Source organism: Polynucleobacter sp. Fuers-14, from assembly GCF_018882045.1.
Classification (GTDB): Bacteria; Pseudomonadota; Gammaproteobacteria; order Burkholderiales; family Burkholderiaceae; genus Polynucleobacter.
Genome location: NZ_JACVPG010000016.1, coordinates 18,052 through 36,394 on the forward strand (window position 1 = coordinate 18,052; position 18,343 = coordinate 36,394).

Consider the following 18,343-nt stretch of genomic DNA (forward strand, 5'->3'; position numbering starts at 1 on the left):
TTTAATATTCAAATAACCACTTTAGGAAAAAATATGAATACATTTGATGCAATCCGCGAACGTAGGGCTGTTAAGCACTTTGACCCAAGCCATGAATTTACTAAGCAAGAGACTGACCAGCTATTAGATCTCGCTATGCAAGCGCCATCTTCATTCAATATCCAACACTGGCGTTTGGTAAATGTTACAGACAAGGCTTTAAGAGCAGAGCTACGAGAGGCTGCTCATAATCAAGCTCAAGTAACGGATGGATCTCTATTATTTGTAGTGACTGTTGATATCAAGGCATGGGAAAAAGATCCTGCTCGATATTGGGTAAATGCACCTAAAGAAGCGCAAGATATTTTAGTTCCTTGGATTCATCCTTTTTACTCTGGAAAAGAGCAGCTACAAAGAGATGAAGCAATGCGCTCTGCTGGCATTATGTTACAAACTATGATGCTATCTGCTAAGGCTATGGGCTATGACTCATGCCCAATGGTGGGCTTTGATTTTGATAAGGTGGCAGAGCTGATTCATTTACCTAAAGACTATGCCATTGCTGCTATGTTGGTCGTTGGTAAGGGTATTAAACCAGCATGGCCAAAGCCAGGATTCATCCCTAAATCAGAGATGATTATTGAAAATCATTTTTAAATTTAGGCGCTTTCAAAATAGAGCTCCTAGTTCTAAGTTCAAGTCCTGATCAACCCACCAAAAAAGCAAACCCTCATCAGTAATGTTGAGGGTTTTGTCTTTTCCAGATTATTTCTTAAGACGGTAACCGGTTCTAAAGATCCAAATGACAACGGCAATTGATATTGCTAAAAAAGACATTGTCATTCCTAGGCTTACCCAAAGCGACACGTCCTCAATGCCATAAAAGCTCCAGCGAAAGCCACTGATGAGATATACAACTGGGTTGAGTAGGGCTACTTTTTGCCAGAAGGGTGGCAAAACGGAGATCGAATAAAAGCTTCCACCCAGGAAAGTCAGCGGTGTAATGATGAGTAGAGGTACCACTTGGAGTTTTTCAAAGCCATCTGCCCATATGCCAATGATGAAACCAATCATGCTGAAAGTAATTGACGTGATCACCAAATAAAATAGCATCCATAAAGGATGGTCTATTTGCAGTGGTACAAAAAAAGTAGCAGTAGCCAGAATGATTAAGCCCAAAATAATCGATTTACTTGCTGCAGCACCAACATAGCCCATCACAATCTCCAATGGGGATATCGGCGCAGAGAGGATCTCATAAATGGTTCCGCTAAATTTAGGAAAGTAGATTCCAAATGAGGCATTAGAAATACTTTGTGTGAGCAGTGAAAGCATGATTAGTCCAGGCACGATAAATGCTCCATAGGAGATCCCCTCCATCTGGGTCATGCGTGAACCAATCGCAGAACCAAATACAATAAAGTACAAGGATGTCGAGATAACAGGAGCAATAATGCTTTGCATTAACGTGCGCCGTGTTCTTGCCATCTCAAATTTATAAATAGCCCGTACACCATGGTAATTAAGCTTCATGGGTATCTTCCTCTGAGTTAACGAGATTTACAAAGATTTCTTCTAGTGAACTCTGTTTTGTATGAAGGTCCTTAAAGATAATGCCTAGGCTTGTGATCTTTTGAAGTAGCTGTGCAATATCAATATCTTCGTCTTTGGAGTCAAAGCGATAAGTAAGCTCATATTTATCTTCTGAAAGACTTAGACTCGGTAAATCCAACCCCCTCGGCAGGCTCTGGAGCGGGCTTTGTAGCTGAAGAGTTAACTCCTTTTTACCCAATTTATTCATGAGGGCTAATTTGTCGTCCACCATGATGAGCTCACCGCTACGAATAATGCCAATGCGGTCTGCCATGTCTTCAGCCTCTTCAATATAGTGAGTCGTGAGAATGACGGTAGTGCCGTTGTCTTTTAGAATTTTGACCAAATTCCACATATCTTTTCTGAGGCTGACATCCACTCCAGCAGTAGGCTCGTCCAGAAAAAGAATGCTGGGTTCATGGGAGAGTGCTTTTGCAATCATCACTCGGCGCTTCATACCACCAGATAGCGTCATGATCTTGTTATGACGTTTATCCCATAGGGACAAGTCTTTCAGAATCTTTTCAATGAAGGCCGGATTAGGCGCTTTCCCATACAAGCCCCGACTAAATGTTACGGTATTCCAAACAGTTTCAAAAGAGTCGGTAGCGAGCTCTTGAGGTACGAGGCCAATTAATTCTCTAGCCTCGCGGTAATCGCCAATGATATCTTTACCATCTACTAAAATCCGACCGCTGCTGGGGCTCACGATTCCGCAAATAATGCTGATTAGAGTGGTTTTTCCTGCACCATTTTGTCCAAGCAGAGCAAAGATCTCACCTTTGGATATTTCTAAATTAATGTCTTTTAGGGCCTGGAAGCCAGACTGATAAGTCTTATTGAGATGGGAAATAGAGAGGATGTTAGTCATAAGCGCTAATGATATTAGAAATCAAGCCACTGTAAAAAATCTTAATCAGTAGCTTGAAAGGGAATGCTTAAGGTGTTCAGAGTACTTGTAGTCGAGCGCTGAATTTGGAGGCGGAAACCTGGAATCGAACCAAGGTAGTGAGATTTGCAATCTCATGCATAGCCACTCTGCCATTCCGCCATTAGTAGAAGGATAGCTCAAGAATTCGAATCATTTATTTAAGTATCCCCATTAAAAAATACTCTACAAAATTCCGAAAATTTTTTGCTTTCTTAAATTTTGAGTAGAACTATATTTAAAGTACTCCAAATGGCGATATTTCCTCACTTTTATCCCTGATTTGATTGTTTTTTTTAGGAAGTCGGCAAAAATTTGTCAAATCCCATAGAATTGCTTGACTAGTCAACTAATTCTATGAAAAAAAGCAACGACCATCGTTTTGAGTTTTATACCCCTGAGAGCTATACACCTCAGGGTAGTTTGGTGTATTTGATGATTCGAAATAAATCGATTTATCAGCGCTTAGCCGACATGAAACTTGCCGATCTTCATATCACAGCATCTCAAATGAGTATGCTGATGATGATTGCTCATGGTGAAAAAGCAACGATTTCTTCAATATCACAATTATTGGGAATAAATGCTGCTGCAACCGTCAGAGTGGTTCAAAAGCTTGAATTAATGCAACTGATTCAAAAGCTTCCATCCAGCAGAGATGGGCGAGTAACCTATTTGTCTTTAACTGCAAAAGGAAAAAGGTTGATTAAGGATATCCCCGATCGACTTTGTGATTTATTAAATGACTCCTTAAAAGGTTTCACATTAGAAGAATTTGATCAACTAAAAAGTTACCTACTTCGTATTGAGGCAAATAATTTGCAGCAATTTAAGGATTCATGATGAAGTTATCAATAAAAAATTTGTCTATTCTGGCGCCAATTTCACTGGTTTTCATGCTGACCTCATGTGCGTTATTTCCAAGAGATGGGTTGTCTGAACAGGCTGTAAAACCTTTGGAAATACTTGAGCCGAACCTGAACACTCAAGCGCCACAAATTGAGGATCGATGGTGGATTGCCTTTGGAGACCAGCAGTTAAATCAATTGGTGGATTTAGGGTTGCGTCACTCCCCCAGTTTGGATATTGCCGGCGCTAGGATTGTGGCCGCACAGGCGATGTTAGAAACTGAGAAAGCCGCGCTTCTTCCTCAAGTTGCTGTGGGTGGGCAGGTTGACCGTCAACAGCTTTCGCAAAACTATATCTTTGTACCGGGGATGCCGATCTATACAGGCTATGGTTTGGTAAATGCGTCGCTAAGCTGGTCGTTGGATATTTGGGGCAAGCAAAAGAAATATTATGATGCTGCTAAAAACCAAGCAAAAGCAGCGCAGGCAAGTTACAAAGCTTCGGAACTCTTGCTCTCCACCGCCATTGTGCGAGTATATTTTGATTACGACCGTGTCACTCAGGCGCAAGTGTTATACACCCGTGACACTGAAGTAAAGAAAAGCCTCTATCAAATTGCTCAAGACAAGCAAAAGGCTGGTTTAGCTGATACGTTCATGATTAATCAGCGTAAAGTGGATTATGAGAGTGCTCAAGCAAATCTAAGTCAAGCTATTCTTAGTAAGCAGATGATTCAACATCAACTTGCAGCTCTAGTGCAGGAAGGTCCATCCTGGGGTGAAAGATTGCAATCTCCAGCCGTCAAGCTTGCTGGATTGAATTTACCAGAGGTGATTCCTGCCAATCTTCTGGAGCGCAGACCTGATCTGCAAGCGCTGTTGAGTCAAATTGATGTAGCCAAACTCCAGTTAGAGGGGGCGAAATTAGAGTACTTACCAGATATCAATTTGGCTGGATTTGTGGGTGTTCAATCCTTTGGCTTATCTCAACTATTTGCTAGTAAGAGTCAGCAATTTAGTATTGGCCCTGCGATTAACTTACCCATTTTCGATGGCGGCCTTATTAATGCCAATATTACTAGCAAGGAAGCCAGCCGTAATCAAGCAATTGCCAATTATCAAGAGCAGCTAGTGCAGGCTTTGCGAGAAGTTGCTGATGGCATCGGTACGATGCAGAGCTCGCAAGCAAATTATGTGAGCTATAGCAATGCCTATCAAAGCGCTAAGACTAATTATGAAATTACTCAACGCAGAAGTGAAGTAGGCATCAGTTCCAAAGAATCACTATTAACCATAGAGCAGGCCTATATTGCACAGGGCCAGAACATTTCTGAGGCTAAAGCAAAAATGCTCACCGCAAACGTGATTTTGGTACAGGCTCTGGGCGGATCCTATTTGCAAACACCATCTCAACCCCATTAAAAATTTACATAAAGAATTGAATTATGGAAACCGCAGCTGAGAATAAAAAATTTGACAGAACAAAGGCCTTCAAAATATTTGGCATAGTGCTAGCTTTTCTGTGCGTCCTGGCACTTATTTATTGGTTCATATTTAGTCGTAACTCTGAATCTGCAGATGATGCATATGTTGCAGGATCGCAAGTACAAATAGTCGCTCAAATTGAGGGTGCGATAGCAGCAGTCAATGTATCAGAAACACAGGCCGTAAAAGAGGGGCAAGTTCTATTTAAGATAGATCCAACTGAGGCCAAAATTGCTTCAGAAAAAGCCGATATTGATTTACTTAATGCTTATTTAGAATATCAAAAAAGAAATTCTCTACAAGGTGATGCTGCGGTATCGAGAGAAGAGTTAGACCACTCATATTTAAATTTACGAAAGTTAACCGAAAACGTCCGTCAGGCTTACATCAATTTATTGCGTGCTGAAGTCCAAAGCCCAACTAATGCGATCTTAGCCAAACGTTATGCCCAAATTGGGCAGCGAGTTGCCCCCGGGACGGTCCTTGGATTATTGGTTGCAAAAGATGAGATTTGGGTGGATGCCAATTTCAAAGAAGATCAGTTACGTAATATTCGCGTTGGCCAACCAGTTAAGCTTGAGTCAGATATTTATGGAGGCAAGATTGAGTACCGCGGCATAGTAGTCGGTTTTGCACCAGGCACTGGTTCAACATTGGCGTTGTTGCCTGCTCAAAATGCAACCGGCAATTGGGTAAAAGTAGTTCAGCGCTTGCCTGTTCGTATTGCATTGGATGGTGAGCAACTTAAGGGGTTCCCTCTTCGGATTGGACTATCCATGAATGTTAAGGTCGATACTAGCAATCATACTGGGATGCCTCTACAAGCGATGGAAAGTGGAATTTCTCAAGATACTAATATCTATCTTAAGCAATATGAGCTCGCAGAAAGCCATATCAATTCTATTTTGCATCGGTAGGTATAGGTTTATTTTCACTGATGGCTCTTAACGAAAATCCTCCGCAACTAGTAGGGCTCAAATTAGTTTTAGCAACTTTAGCCTTGGGTTTGGGGTCGTTCATGAATGTATTGGATATATCAATAGCCAATGTATCGTTGCCTTCCATAGCGGGGGATTTTGCTGTCAGTCCGGCGCAAGGAACTTGGGTTATTACTTCATATGCAGTAAGCGAAGCGATTATGTTGCCTCTAACAGGATGGTTGGCTGGTAGATTTGGGGACGTTCGTCAGTTCACGGTTGCAACCCTGCTGTTTACTTTGGCTTCTTTGTTTTGCGGAGCCTCACAATCATTTGAGATGTTACTGTTTTCAAGAGTTCTACAAGGGGTGGTTGGCGCCTCAATGATTCCGTTATCGCAATCACTCATTATTAAGATTTTCCCAACCAATAAAAGAGGTGCAGCTTTAGGAATTTGGTCTCTTACCCTCATCATCGCACCCGTTCTCGGGCCTGTAGTAGGGGGGTGGCTTACTGACAATTATGTGTGGAGACTCGTTTTTCTTATCAACATCCCCTTTGGCTTGTTGTGCGCCTTTGCAGTCACAAAGTTAATGAAGGGTCGAGAATCGCCAAAAGTGATTACTCCAATCGATAAAGTTGGCTTAGTCTTGCTGACCGTTGGTATTGGTAGCCTGCAAATACTTTTAGATAAAGGCAATGAACTCAACTGGTTTGGTTCTACTACTATTTGTATCTTGGCTATTATTTCAGTGATTACATTGATTTCCCTTGTCATTTGGGAGCTAGGGGAAGAGTATCCCATTGTAAATTTACGGCTCTTTGGTAATCGAAACTTTTTAATTGCTGCAAGCTGTTTAGGTATTGGTAGTTTTGCTTTTTATATTTTTGTAATTATTGGTCCATTATGGATGCAAACCCAGTTAGGATACACCCCCACTTTGGCCGGTCAAGTAATGGCTGTCGTAGGTTGCCTATCTATTTTCTTTGGCCCTTTTTTTGGGATTAATCTTGATCGATTTGGGGCGCGGCAGGTGGCTACCATTGGATTTACTGCTTTTGGTTTTTCTGCATGGATGAGTGGATCAATCACATCAGATGTTTCATTTGGACACCTTCAATTAGTGCGTTTATTGGCTGGTATCGGTATTGCGGGATTTTTTGTGCCTATGACAGCAATTTCTTTGTCACAAATAAAACCCCAACTTATTAGCGCTGCAACAGGCTTAACTAACTTTCTTAGAAATATGGGCGGAAGCGTGGGAACTGCAATTGGGGTAACGATTTGGCAAAACCAAGCATCTACCTATCATGCAAATTTAGTTGAGTACATTAATCCTACGAATGTTGGGTATGAGCAAGCTGTAAATGTTTTATCTTCTAAAGGAATGACTGGTCTTCAAATTAGTCAATATATTGATATTCTTGTTAATACTCAAGCTTATGTCCTTTCAACAAATCATCTCTTAATGCTTTCTGGATTAATTATGGTTTCCTTAATTCCAATTATTTGGTTTGCTAAACCACCATTTGGCGGCGGTGGGGGCGGCCACTAATTGTTCATTTATTGATAACCAAACAACAAGGAAACGGTCTTGGGAGTTTTCATAATTTCCTCACTCTAGAATGATCATAGAAAGACTTTGGAGCAACAAGGTGTTGGATGATTGCTCCAAAAATCCTTTGGTTTTTGAAGCCAAAGACCGATAGAGTTCATCTACTAAATCGATGAATTTACTCACACATTTACTTACACACCGACACTGACCACCCGCAAACCCCTGTTTATAGGGGCCTGCCCTGGATGTCTGCTCTCATAATCCTTTGGTCCCAGGCTCAAGTCCTGGTGGGCCCACCAGAAAAAGAAACCCTCATCAGAAATGGTGAGTGTTTTGTCTATTTGGGAGCGCTTGATAGTAATATCATGCAAAGATTATTAGCTTATACAAAAATTCTTGGAGACAAAATGAAAATCAATAAAAAACTCTTTATTGGCTTACTTGCTTTTTTGGGATTTTCCCAAGCCTTTGCTGCGGGGAAAATCGAGATGAATGAATACATGATTCAGAGTGATACCCCTGGGATCTCTCTTTATCTACGGAATAAGCATTTAGCGGGAATGAAAACGTTTTCCCCTGACAAGACATTGCTCTATGTTCATGGCTCTACCTACCCATCTGAAACCGCTTTTGATTTGTCATTGGGTGGCACATCTTGGATGGAATACATTGCCTCTAAAGGTTATGATGTTTGGTTGGTAGATTTGCGTGGTTACGGTAAATCCACGCGTCCACCAGAGATGGATCAATCTGCCGAGCAAAACCCTCCTTTAGTACGCACTAATGTTGCCGTAAGTGATGTCTCGAGTGCGGTTGATTATATTCTGAAGAAGCGCAATATTCATAAGATGAATTTACTTGGATGGTCATGGGGAACTACCATCATGGGCAAGTACACCGCCGAGAATAACCAAAAGGTAAATAAGTTAGTTTTATATGCTCCGCAATGGTTGCGTCAAGGCGGTGCTCCATTGACTGATAAGGGCGGTCAGCTAGGCGCTTATCGCGTTGCCTCGGTAGCCGATGCCAAAAATCGCTGGCTGACTGGCGTTCCAGAAAATGCAAAAGCTAGCTTAATTCCACAAGGGTGGTTTGAGAAATGGGCTGCGGCAACATTTGAGACTGATCCATGGGGTAAAACCCAGGAACCTAAAAAATTACGCGCCCCCAATGGCACAGTTCAAGATGCTCGTGAATTCTGGACGGCAGGCACGCCTGTTTATGACCCTAAAGAGATACGCGTGCCAGTAATGTTAGTGCACGCAGAATGGGATGCCGACTTGCCAAGTTACATGATGTACGAGTATTTCACTAAGCTGGAGAATGCACCATACAAAATCATGTTGCAAATCAGTGAAGGCACTCACACCATCATTATGGAAAAGAATCGTATGTTGATGTTCACTGGAGTCCAGCAGTTCTTGGATAGTTCATTTAAACCAGAAAAATAACTTCAGATTTGAGTTTTTAATAAATGAAGACAAAACTTTTATTAGCTATGATCATAGTTTTGTCTTTTCAGCATTACTTTAAGTAACGCTTACTTCTCTTAAATACTTTGGAGCAACTAAGTGCTAGATGGTTGCTCCAAAGTTCCTGTGGTTTTGAAAGCCTAAGAGTGAGTCAGTGCTTTATATAGTTTCATAAATCCACTGCACAAAACGCTACACAACGAAAATGAGGCGCTTTAGCCTATTAAAGTCCCTAAGTCGTTTATCTATTTGTGCCACTACAACCTAAATAGATATGTAGTTCTGCCAATGGAGCAATGAACTACTTGTAGATTGTTGCCGCTTAGATATTGGAGCGAGTTATACGTTGATCTAAACTAGCTTAAATAAGTTTTTTTGCATGCGGGCACCAAATTGGGGATGTAGGCAATAGATATGAAAATTGATTTTGACGGAATTCAAGCATTTGTAGTGATAGCTGAGCTCGGTGGATTTAATAAGGCCGCAGATCAGTTGCATATTACGCAAACAGCTCTTACACGTCGGGTGCAAAAACTAGAGTCTTATCTTGGGCTAAAGTTAATTGACAGGACAACTCGTCATGTGGAGTTGACGGCAGTGGGTCGGGAGTTCTTGCCACAAGCTCGTGCCATCGTAAATGAAATGACATCTGCGATTGGCCATCTAAAGGATATGTCGCAACATGCAAAGGGAAGCTTTAGTCTTGCTTGTATACCCAGCTTAACGGTCAGCATGGTTCCGCAACTTATCCGTCAATATGCTGATCTCTATCCAGATAATCGCATACGCATACTAGATGCCACTTCTAGTGAGGTGCGTAAAGCAGTTCTAAATCATCAGGCAGAAATCGGGCTTGCATTAGATGGCGAAAAGCACCCAGATTTAATTGAGACACCTTTATTTGATGATCCATTAGTCTTCATATGTCGGGAAACGCACACGCTTAAGAATAAAAAATCCGTTACATGGTCTGATATGCGCGATGCAGATTTAATTGTGGTCAGTAACTTTACTGCCACCAGAGTATTGATGGATTATCAGCTTGCGCTACATGGTATTAGCTTGAGTGGCAGTTATGAGGTGCAGCATCACGCTACCGCCATTAACCTGGTAGCTGCTGGAGTCGGATGCGCAATACTTCCATCTTCAACGCTAAACGATGGTGAGCGACCACATATTCATAAGATTGAGCTTAAGGGGCCATTAGTTAGGCGTAAGGTCACTTTATTACGACATAAAAATACTAGCCTTTCACCAGCGGCCCAAGCATTCTTCAAATTGATTCAAAAGAGCGTTTGAGAGGGCGGTAGAGTGCTGGTATTGAATTATTGCTTAAATCGCAATAATTATATTTTATATTGCACTTATCAATATAAAAGTAATATTGGATACTACCAAAATGAGCTCTAAAACAAAACAAAATCCACTAGATGTGCTGGTCATTGGCGGCGGCAATGCCGCTCTTTGCGCTGCCCTTATGGCGAGAGAAGCTGGGGCTTCTGTATTGGTTTTAGAGGCTGCCCCAAAGGAGTGGCGAGGTGGCAATTCAGCGCATACCCGCAACATTCGTGCAATGCATGAGCAACCAGAAGATGTCATGCTGGAATCCTATCCGGAAGAAGAATACTGGCAGGATATTCTGAAGGTAACCAGTGGCAAGACAGATGAAAAATTGGCTAGATATGTCATACGATCCTCATCTCAATGTCGCAAATGGATGATGCATTATGGAGTGCACTTTCAGCCACCTTTATCAGGGACTCTTAATTTATCCCGTACTAATGCATTCTTTATGGGTGGAGGTAAAGCCTTAGTGAACGCCTACTACCGAAGTGCCGAGAAGTTGGGCGTAGAAATTCGCTACAACTCACCAGTGGATTCACTAGAAATCCAAAGTGGAAAATTTATAGCCGCTTATGTAGGTATTGAACGAATTGAGGCAAAAACTTGCGTCTTGGCTGCGGGTGGTTTTGAATCGAATCGCGAATGGCTGAAAGAGGCTTGGGGTGTCAATGAGTATGGTGAATCTCCAGCGGATAACTTTTTAATACGCGGTACCCAATACAATAAGGGTGTTTTGCTTAAGCAATTGATTGGGCTGGGTGCGGATTCAGTGAGCGATCCAACTCAGGCCCATATGGTTGCTGTAGATGCGCGAGCGCCTCTATATGACGGCGGTATTTGTACTCGCATTGATGCAGTTTCTTTTGGAATTGTTGTTAATAAAAATGCACAGCGCTTTTCTGACGAGGGTGAGGACTTTTGGCCTAAGCGTTACGCCTTCTGGGGAAGACTGGTTGCTCAGCAGCCCGGCCAAATTGGCTATTCCATCATCGATTCCAAAGTATTGGGCCGTTTTATGCCACCGGTATTTCCCGGTGAAAAAGCAGATACCCTGGAAGAGTTGGCGAAGAATCTTGGCATAGATCCAAGCGCCTTGGTGCAAACAGTGAGTGCATATAACGCAGCATGTCGAGTGGGCACTTTTAATCATACGATCATGGATGACTGTCACACCGAAGGTCTAGAGCCACCAAAAACACATTGGGCCTTGCCGATAGATAAAGGTCCTTTTTATGGCTATGCAGTTCGACCTGGCGTCACCTTTACCTACTTAGGTTTAAAAACCGATGAAACTGCAGCGATTCGTTTTAATAATCAACCAAGTGAAAATTTATTCGTAGCTGGAGAGATGATGGCTGGAAATGTATTGGGTAAAGGTTATGCGGCAGGTATTGGCATGGCAATTGGAACAGTATTTGGGCGAATAGCAGGAAGTGAAGCAGCAAAAGCAGCGTTACATCATAGGGACCATTCCCATGCGGCAACTTAAAGCCGTAATTTTGGAAGCGAGTGCTTTGGGCTCAAATGCGCCAGAAGTAGAGGCGGCTCGCATGCTGACTATCTGCAATTCCTGTCGATACTGCGAGGGATTTTGTGCAGTCTTTCCTGCTATGACGAGGCGGATAGAGTTTTTACCTGCTGATGTGAATTTCATGGCAAATCTTTGTCATAACTGTGGAGCATGTTTGCATGCTTGCCAATATGCTCCACCACATGAATTTGCCGTGAATATTCCGAAAGTAATGGCAGAAGTTCGTAAGGATACTTACATTGCATACGCATGGCCAAAATCCTTTGGCTCTTTATATAAAGTAAATGGGTTGGCCGTTTCTATGGCGGCATCTCTTTCACTCATTTTATTTTTACTGCTAACACTCGCAGTAAATGGAACCTTGATATCTAGGCCACTTGAGGGAAATTTTTATGCCATCTTTTCTCACAATACGCTAGTAATCATGTTCGGGATGGTTTTTGGATTTTCGATTCTTGCCTTATTTATTGGGCTACAGAACTTTTGGCGAGGCATTTCCCCCGGCAATGTCTCGGGTGGTGCGCTAACTGAAGCGACACATGACGCATTAACTTTGAAGTATCTTGGCGGTGGTCATGGAGAGGGCTGTAATAACGAAGACGATGCGTTTACCTTGTGGCGTAAGCGGTTTCATCATTTCACTTTTTACGGCTTCATGCTTTGCTTTGCGGCTACTAGCGTAGCAACTTTGTATCACTACTTGCTGGATTTACATGCTCCATATGCGCTCAATAGTATTCCAGTCATTTTAGGAACGCTTGGCGGTATTGGTTTGTTGATTGGACCTGCAGGCCTACTGTATTTAAATTTCAAGAGAAGTGCTGAGCATGGAGATGCTTCTCAAAAACCAATGGATAGAGCATTTATTGTGCTACTTTTCTTCATTAGCGCCTCAGGATTAGCTCTCTTAGCCTATCGCAATACTAGTGCAATGCCTACATTACTTGCTACCCATTTAGGTTTTGTGATGAGCCTCTTTTTAACCATGCCTTATGGGAAATTTGCCCATGGATTCTATAGACTTGCAGCACTTTTAAAGAATGCAATTGAAAAACGCCAACCCAATAAGCTTGGCTTAAGTGGAGAATAGTAAAAATGATTACTATGAAACAGAAAAATATCCTTAATGTATTCCTAAGTCTTGCATTTAGCTTTCTTACTTACCCAGCATATTCTCAAGAGTTTCCGCCTAAAAAGACGATCACTATGGTCGTCGGATTTGCAGCGGGTGGAGCTGCAGATACAGCGGCTCGGATCATCTCAAAAAAACTTGGCGAGAACATTGGCGCAAATGTGGTTGTAGATAACCGCGGTGGTGCAGGTGGAAATATTGCCCATCAGTTTGCTGCTAATGGACCTACGGATGGAAGCACCATCTTGTTTGGATCAGTTGGGCCACTCACGATTGCACCGCATATGATGAAGTTGTCTTATGATCCTTTCAAGGATCTCTCGCCTATTTCAATGGGTGTAAACTTCCCAAATATTTTGGTTGTTAATTCAGGTACTGGAATAAAAACATTTGCAGAGTACATTGCTTATGCTAAAAAAAATCCTAAAAAATTAGAATATGCATCTACTGGACCTGGCTCTGCATCGCATCTAGCGGGAGAATTGCTAGACGAAATGGCTAGCATTCAAACGGTACACGTGCCTTACAAGGGCGGAGCGCCGGCGCTACAAGATTTACTAGGTGGTCGTGTTGCGGCATATTTCTCGACCTACAGTACGTCTCAAGCCTATATTGAAAATGGGCAACTGATTCCTTTGGCAGTTACGGGGCCGCAGCGCCTTAAATCGCTACCTAAAATCCCAACCATTGCCGAATCTGGATACGCTGGTTTTAATGCGACTAATTGGTATGCCTTTGTTGCTTCATCGAAGGTGCCAGCTCCGATATTGGATCACTGGAATGTAGAAATTGTGAAAGTGTTGAAGTCGCCTGATGTAGCAAAGCAATTGAATGATCATGGCCTTACGCCAATGCCCACCTCACGCGAGGAGCTGGCAAATTATATGACTAAAGAATCAGTAACTTGGGGTCGCCTAATAAAGGATAAGAAAATCACAGGCGAATAAGATTAGGTGGGGGATACACCTAAACTACCTTCGGATATTCTTTCTTGCGATACTTAAAGTAATGGTTGTTCTCTCACAAGGTATTTTGGAGAAACGAAGTGTTAGATGGCTGCTCCAAAAATCCTGTGGTTTTGAAAGCCAAAAAGTAAAATCATACTTTTTATATTCTCGTTAGATTAGTCACAAAAATATTCCCACACCGACAATCAGGATTTGTAGCCTATTGAAATCCTGGCAATTTTCCTTGAATGTCTGCCCTCACAGTCCGTTGGTCTCAGATTCAAGACCTAGTGAGTCCATCAGAAAATGTGGGAGTTTTATCTTTGTGTAATATCTATTTATGGTCGATAAATCATTCCCACACTTTAGAGCCAGGTTTAAGATCATTCAACTACTTTGCATAGGTCAATCTCAATAGAATGAAGACAATTTTTTGCGCGCTGTTAACCGCACTATTCTTAATTTCACATTGCAACGCACAAAGTTCTGCGCCCCCTTTTCCTAATAAACCTGTAACGATTGTGGTTGCCTATGCCCCAGGGGGTCTGGGTGATGTTCTAGCTAGACGATTAGCAGATAAGCTGAGTATTCGCACAAAACAAACTTTTGTAGTTGAAAACAAGCCAGGGGCTACAGGGGCCCTAGCCACAAGATATGTTGCCAAATCAAAACCTGATGGTTACATCCTCCTTTTAGGCCAAACTGGCGAAATGGTGATCAATCCAATTGTGAATAAGGATGTGGGCTACGATACCAATAAAGATTTCAGGCCCGTTGCACTAATAGGAGATGCCCCTCTCATTCTTGCGGCACCAGGAAACTCTAGCTATCGTACCCTCCCTGAATTTATTAAGCTCGCCAAAGCAAAACCAGGCTCAATGACTTACGCCTCATCGGGTAGTGGGACGCCCGGACATTTAGCTGCGGCATCTCTAGCGCAAGATATGAATATTAATATGGCGCATGCCCCCTATAAGGGAGCTGGGCAGGCAATGACTGATTTGCTTGGCGGTCATGTCGATATCTTTTTCTCAAGCGCACCCGCTGTCATTCCTCATATTGAAAGCAAAACTCTCAGAGCGCTTGCGGTATCTTCCGAAAAGAGAATGGCTATTCTTCCTGAAGTGCATACCGTATCCGAAGATGCCATTAAGGGATTTAACTTTACACTTTGGGGAGGTATTTTTGCCCCCGTAGGTACTCCAGATTATGTTGCAAATTACTTAAATGCTGAAATTAACGAGGTATTAAAAGATCCGTCCTTTAGCGGCCCCTTAGAGAAGGATGGCTTATTCATTAAGATAAATTCACAAGCCGAGTTTATGGAGTTCATTAAGCGTGAAACTATTAAATACAGCAAACTATTTAAGACCATTGAAATTAAGAACGACTAGATTCAAATTAAGAAGAAGACATGAAAATCATCATTATTCCTGGGGACGGTATCGGCCCAGAAACCATGGCTGTGACAACTCAAGTATTGGAGAACGCCTCTGCTAAATTTAATTTAGGCTTAAAACTGGAGCAAGAAATTGCTGGACATAGTAGCTTAGAAAAATATGGTAGCACCGTTACCTCAATACTGCTTGAAAAAGTAAAGGCGGCTAACGGCCTGATGCTCGGACCCATGGCAACGTACGATTTCAAAGATGAGTCTAAAGGCGAGATTAATCCCTCTAAATTCTTTAGAAAAGAATTAGATCTATTTGCCAATATTCGGCCGTCGCGCACATATCCAAAGGTACCGACCTGCGTAAAGCCTTTTGATCTAGCTGTCGTACGAGAAAATACTGAAGGCTTTTATGCTGATAGGAATATTGAATCTGGCGGCAGCGAAATGCTCATTACACCTGATGTAGTTATTTCTCTGAGAAGGATTACTAGGCAATGTTGTGAACGTATTGCAAAAGCAGCTTTTGAGCTAGCAATGACTCGTAAAAAGCATATCACCATTGTTCACAAAGCGAACGTCCTCAAAATTGGTGATGGTATGTTTATCGAAATTTGCAAAGCCATTGGCCAAAACTATCCACAAGTGCAAATTGATGATTTCATTGTTGATGCCATGATGGCTCATGTTGTGCGTGCACCAGAACGCTTTGATACTATCGTCACAACTAATATGTTCGGAGATATTTTGTCTGACCTTACGGCGGAGCTATCTGGCAGTCTTGGCCTAGGTGGTTCGCTTAATGCTGGGGAGCAATACGCCATGGGCCAGGCAGCACATGGCTCTGCGCCTGATATTGCTGGTAAGGATATCGCTAACCCATTCTCGCTTGTTCTATCAGCAGCCATGCTCTTGAACTGGCATGGCCAAAAAACTACTCAAGTTCAGTTTACTGATGCATCAAAAGCAATTGAAAAATGCGTTGGGCTATTAATTGACTCCGGCGAAGTAACCAGAGATATTGGCGGAAACCTGGGTACCAAAGCAGTAGGCGATTCTTTTGTTAGACATTTTTCTAAAGGCTAGTTTTTTTAAGGGTAGGCCATGATCACTAGAAGAAATTTTATTGCCAGTTCAACTGCACTACTCGCGGGTAGTGCACTTTTCTCTACCGAATCTTTTGCGGAGTCTCAATTGAAGCCTAACTTTGATGTGCCTGTTGGTACATGTGATTGTCATATTCATGTTATCGGTCCCCAATCTAAATACCCTATGGTTTCAGATCGAGTTTATACCCCACCTGAGTGTGGAGTACCTGAGCTCAGAAAACATCTCACGCAACTACATCTTTCCAGGGTGGTATTAATTCAGCCTAGTTTTTATGGTACAGATAACACCTTCCAGCTACTCTCTACTGAAGAGATGGGTAATTCTGCTCGTGCAGTGATTGTGATTGATGAGAAAACTTCCGATCAAGACTTGACCAAAATGGTTGTTATGGGTGCCCGCGGTGTTCGCATGAATCTCTCTACCTCCGGCATCTTTGATGCTGAAGTGGCGCGCAAACAATTAATTTCTTTGGCGCAGCGTATAAAAGATTTTGGGCTACATATTCAGATCTACGCATCAGCTAAGGTTATTGCCGGCATAGCCGATACCATCTACACTCTTCCGGTGCCTGTTGTTTTTGATCACTTCGCCTCCATCAAAGCAAAGGGCTTTGAGAAACAAGTAGAGTTACCTGTGATTTTGGATCTAGCTAAGTCAGGCCAAATTTATATCAAGTTATCTGGTATTTATCGAATTTCTGAAGCGGGCCCTGACTATTCTGAAGTAAAAGATTTGGCTCAGCTTTACGTAGAAACCAATGCTGATCGCATGCTCTGGGCAAGTGATTGGCCCCATACCAATACCATCGCCGGCATTCCAGCAACCCAAGTAACACCTTACAGAATTGTTGACGACGTGAGGGTCTTTAACTTACTACCGGATTGGATTCCAAATCGCCAAAATTTAGTGAAAGTACTAGTGAGCAATCCGGAGCGTCTATATCGCTTCTAGAGTGGACTTAATAGAGGTTTTTCATTTAGTGACAATAAGTGCGTAAGCAATCTCCCATATCTTCCGCCACCGCCTCAATAAACAAATAGATCTGCCGGGGTAGGAATGGAGCTCTAGGCTATTAAAAAAAGCCACCCGGATGAACTGACCCCATAAAGTTGGACAGTTTAATTAGCTTACCAGAAGGGATTGAGTTCGGTAATTTACCGGACTTAATCCCTTTAGTTTTTGCTTGATTCGATCATGGTTGTAGTAATGGATGTATTCACATAACTCCTTCTTGAAGGATTCAATGCATTCAAACTTCTTTCTGTAGAAGAACTCGGTTTTCATAATCCCAAACCAGTTTTCCATCACTGCGTTATCTAAGCAGTTGCCTTTTCTGGACATGCTCTGTGCAATCCCTTGCTCTCTTAAGGCCTCTTGATAAAGTGCCATTTGGTATTGCCAGCCCTGGTCGGAGTGCAATATTAGCTTGTCTTCATTTTTGAGTCGTTTGAAGGCACTTTTGAGCATCTGCATTACTGAGCTGATCTGTGGCCGCTGCGCAATCTCGTAAGTGGTAATCCCCCCTTATTTAACCGAGCCTAAAAGTAGGATTAGTTAAGCAACCATGGCCAGTCGCTGTTTCGGGGTAATGCCGCCCAATGCCATATTTGGACGTTGATGATTGTATTTATACATCCATTGCGTTGCAAACTCCTGAACTTCGTTAATGCTTTCCCAATAATGCTGAGATAGCCACTCATATCTGACGGTACGATTAAAGCGTTCCACATAGGCATTTTGCTGTGGTTTACCTGGCTGGATATGTTGTATGTGGATTTGATGCTTTGCTGCCCACTCCATCAGTCTGCCACTGACGAGTTCCGGCCCATAGTACATGCAGAATGGTAGTCAGCCGCAGCAATTTAAGCCATGCTGGTGATTGCGAGATCATCAATAAGGAGTATTGCTATGGCTGACCACTTAAACAATAAACCCTATGGGGCATGGATTGCAATTGATATTGCCAAGGACTTTAATACCGTGTTAAGCGAGACTAAAGAAGGTAAACGACAGCATTTTCGGATGGCTAATTCTGCTGCCGATCATGATCGTTTTATTGCTTTTCTAAAGAGCTTACCGCCGCCTTGCATTATTGGGTTTGAGGCAAC

15 protein-coding genes, 1 tRNA gene and 3 pseudogenes are annotated in these 18,343 nt (G+C 42.4%); 14 read left to right on the forward strand and 5 right to left on the reverse strand.

Features of this window, described 5'->3' with window-relative positions; all coding sequences use genetic code 11:
* Positions 1-33: 33 nt before the first annotated feature.
* Positions 34-636, forward strand: a complete 603-nt coding sequence (locus ICN40_RS09440; protein ID WP_216243646.1) for a nitroreductase family protein — start codon at positions 34-36, stop codon at positions 634-636.
* Positions 637-744: 108 nt separating this feature from the next.
* Here ICN40_RS09440 and ICN40_RS09445 read toward each other — a convergent pair whose 3' ends face one another.
* The 3 genes from ICN40_RS09445 to ICN40_RS09455 form a co-directional block, all read right to left on the reverse strand.
* Complete coding sequence (locus ICN40_RS09445; protein ID WP_216243648.1) at positions 745-1,512, reverse strand: ABC transporter permease; 768 nt, start codon at positions 1,510-1,512, stop codon at positions 745-747.
* Positions 1,502-2,443 (reverse strand): ABC transporter ATP-binding protein, encoded by a 942-nt coding sequence (locus ICN40_RS09450; RefSeq protein ID WP_216243649.1) that lies wholly within the window; start codon positions 2,441-2,443, stop codon positions 1,502-1,504. Before ICN40_RS09450 ends, ICN40_RS09445 begins: the two co-directional genes overlap by 11 nt.
* A gap of 105 nt (positions 2,444-2,548) precedes the next feature.
* Positions 2,549-2,623: transfer RNA gene (locus tag ICN40_RS09455), tRNA-Cys, on the reverse strand.
* Positions 2,624-2,857: 234 nt separating this feature from the next.
* Between ICN40_RS09455 and ICN40_RS09460 the strand changes: the two genes are divergently transcribed.
* The 12 genes from ICN40_RS09460 to ICN40_RS09515 all read left to right on the forward strand — a co-directional run bounded on the left by ICN40_RS09460 (position 2,858) and on the right by ICN40_RS09515 (position 17,186).
* Positions 2,858-3,343 carry a MarR family winged helix-turn-helix transcriptional regulator gene (locus ICN40_RS09460; protein WP_216243652.1) on the forward strand — a complete coding sequence of 162 codons (486 nt, stop codon included), beginning with the start codon at positions 2,858-2,860 and terminating at the stop codon, positions 3,341-3,343.
* Complete coding sequence (locus tag ICN40_RS09465; RefSeq protein WP_216243654.1) at positions 3,340-4,770, forward strand: efflux transporter outer membrane subunit; 1,431 nt, start codon at positions 3,340-3,342, stop codon at positions 4,768-4,770. The genes ICN40_RS09460 and ICN40_RS09465 overlap by 4 nt, the downstream gene beginning before the upstream one ends.
* Before the next feature lie 23 nt (positions 4,771-4,793).
* Positions 4,794-5,750, forward strand: coding sequence for an HlyD family efflux transporter periplasmic adaptor subunit (locus ICN40_RS09470; RefSeq protein WP_216243655.1), 957 nt, complete (start codon positions 4,794-4,796; stop codon positions 5,748-5,750).
* A gap of 20 nt (positions 5,751-5,770) precedes the next feature.
* Positions 5,771-7,306, forward strand: a complete 1,536-nt coding sequence (locus tag ICN40_RS09475) for a DHA2 family efflux MFS transporter permease subunit (protein ID WP_255561299.1) — start codon at positions 5,771-5,773, stop codon at positions 7,304-7,306.
* A gap of 410 nt (positions 7,307-7,716) precedes the next feature.
* Positions 7,717-8,760, forward strand: a complete 1,044-nt coding sequence (locus ICN40_RS09480) for an alpha/beta hydrolase (protein WP_216243659.1) — start codon at positions 7,717-7,719, stop codon at positions 8,758-8,760.
* A gap of 435 nt (positions 8,761-9,195) precedes the next feature.
* Positions 9,196-10,080, forward strand: coding sequence for a LysR family transcriptional regulator (locus ICN40_RS09485; RefSeq protein ID WP_216243661.1), 885 nt, complete (start codon positions 9,196-9,198; stop codon positions 10,078-10,080).
* A 100-nt stretch (positions 10,081-10,180) separates the two neighbouring features.
* Complete coding sequence (gene tcuA, locus ICN40_RS09490) at positions 10,181-11,614, forward strand: FAD-dependent tricarballylate dehydrogenase TcuA (protein WP_216243663.1); 1,434 nt, start codon at positions 10,181-10,183, stop codon at positions 11,612-11,614.
* On the forward strand, positions 11,601-12,746 hold the full coding sequence (gene tcuB, locus ICN40_RS09495) for a tricarballylate utilization 4Fe-4S protein TcuB (protein WP_216243665.1): 1,146 nt from the start codon (positions 11,601-11,603) through the stop codon (positions 12,744-12,746). The genes tcuA and tcuB overlap by 14 nt, the downstream gene beginning before the upstream one ends.
* A gap of 14 nt (positions 12,747-12,760) precedes the next feature.
* Entirely contained in the window at positions 12,761-13,735 is a 975-nt protein-coding gene (locus tag ICN40_RS09500) for a tripartite tricarboxylate transporter substrate binding protein (RefSeq protein ID WP_216243667.1), read from the forward strand.
* A 419-nt stretch (positions 13,736-14,154) separates the two neighbouring features.
* Positions 14,155-15,129 carry a tripartite tricarboxylate transporter substrate binding protein gene (locus tag ICN40_RS09505; RefSeq protein WP_216243669.1) on the forward strand — a complete coding sequence of 325 codons (975 nt, stop codon included), beginning with the start codon at positions 14,155-14,157 and terminating at the stop codon, positions 15,127-15,129.
* A 20-nt stretch (positions 15,130-15,149) separates the two neighbouring features.
* The gene (locus ICN40_RS09510; protein ID WP_216243671.1) at positions 15,150-16,211 is read left to right on the forward strand and encodes an isocitrate/isopropylmalate dehydrogenase family protein; all 1,062 of its coding nucleotides are present in this window, start codon (positions 15,150-15,152) and stop codon (positions 16,209-16,211) included.
* Positions 16,212-16,229: 18 nt separating this feature from the next.
* Complete coding sequence (locus ICN40_RS09515; protein WP_216243673.1) at positions 16,230-17,186, forward strand: amidohydrolase; 957 nt, start codon at positions 16,230-16,232, stop codon at positions 17,184-17,186.
* Between the two features lie 171 nt (positions 17,187-17,357).
* Here ICN40_RS09515 and ICN40_RS09520 read toward each other — a convergent pair.
* A pseudogene (locus ICN40_RS09520) lies at positions 17,358-17,753 on the reverse strand (transposase); the annotation flags it as partial.
* 36 nt (positions 17,754-17,789) lie between these two features.
* A pseudogene (locus ICN40_RS09525) lies at positions 17,790-18,062 on the reverse strand (integrase core domain-containing protein); the annotation flags it as partial.
* A gap of 81 nt (positions 18,063-18,143) precedes the next feature.
* On the opposite strand from ICN40_RS09525, the pseudogene ICN40_RS09530 reads away from it, so the two are divergent.
* Positions 18,144-18,343: pseudogene (locus ICN40_RS09530) on the forward strand (IS110 family transposase); the annotation flags it as partial.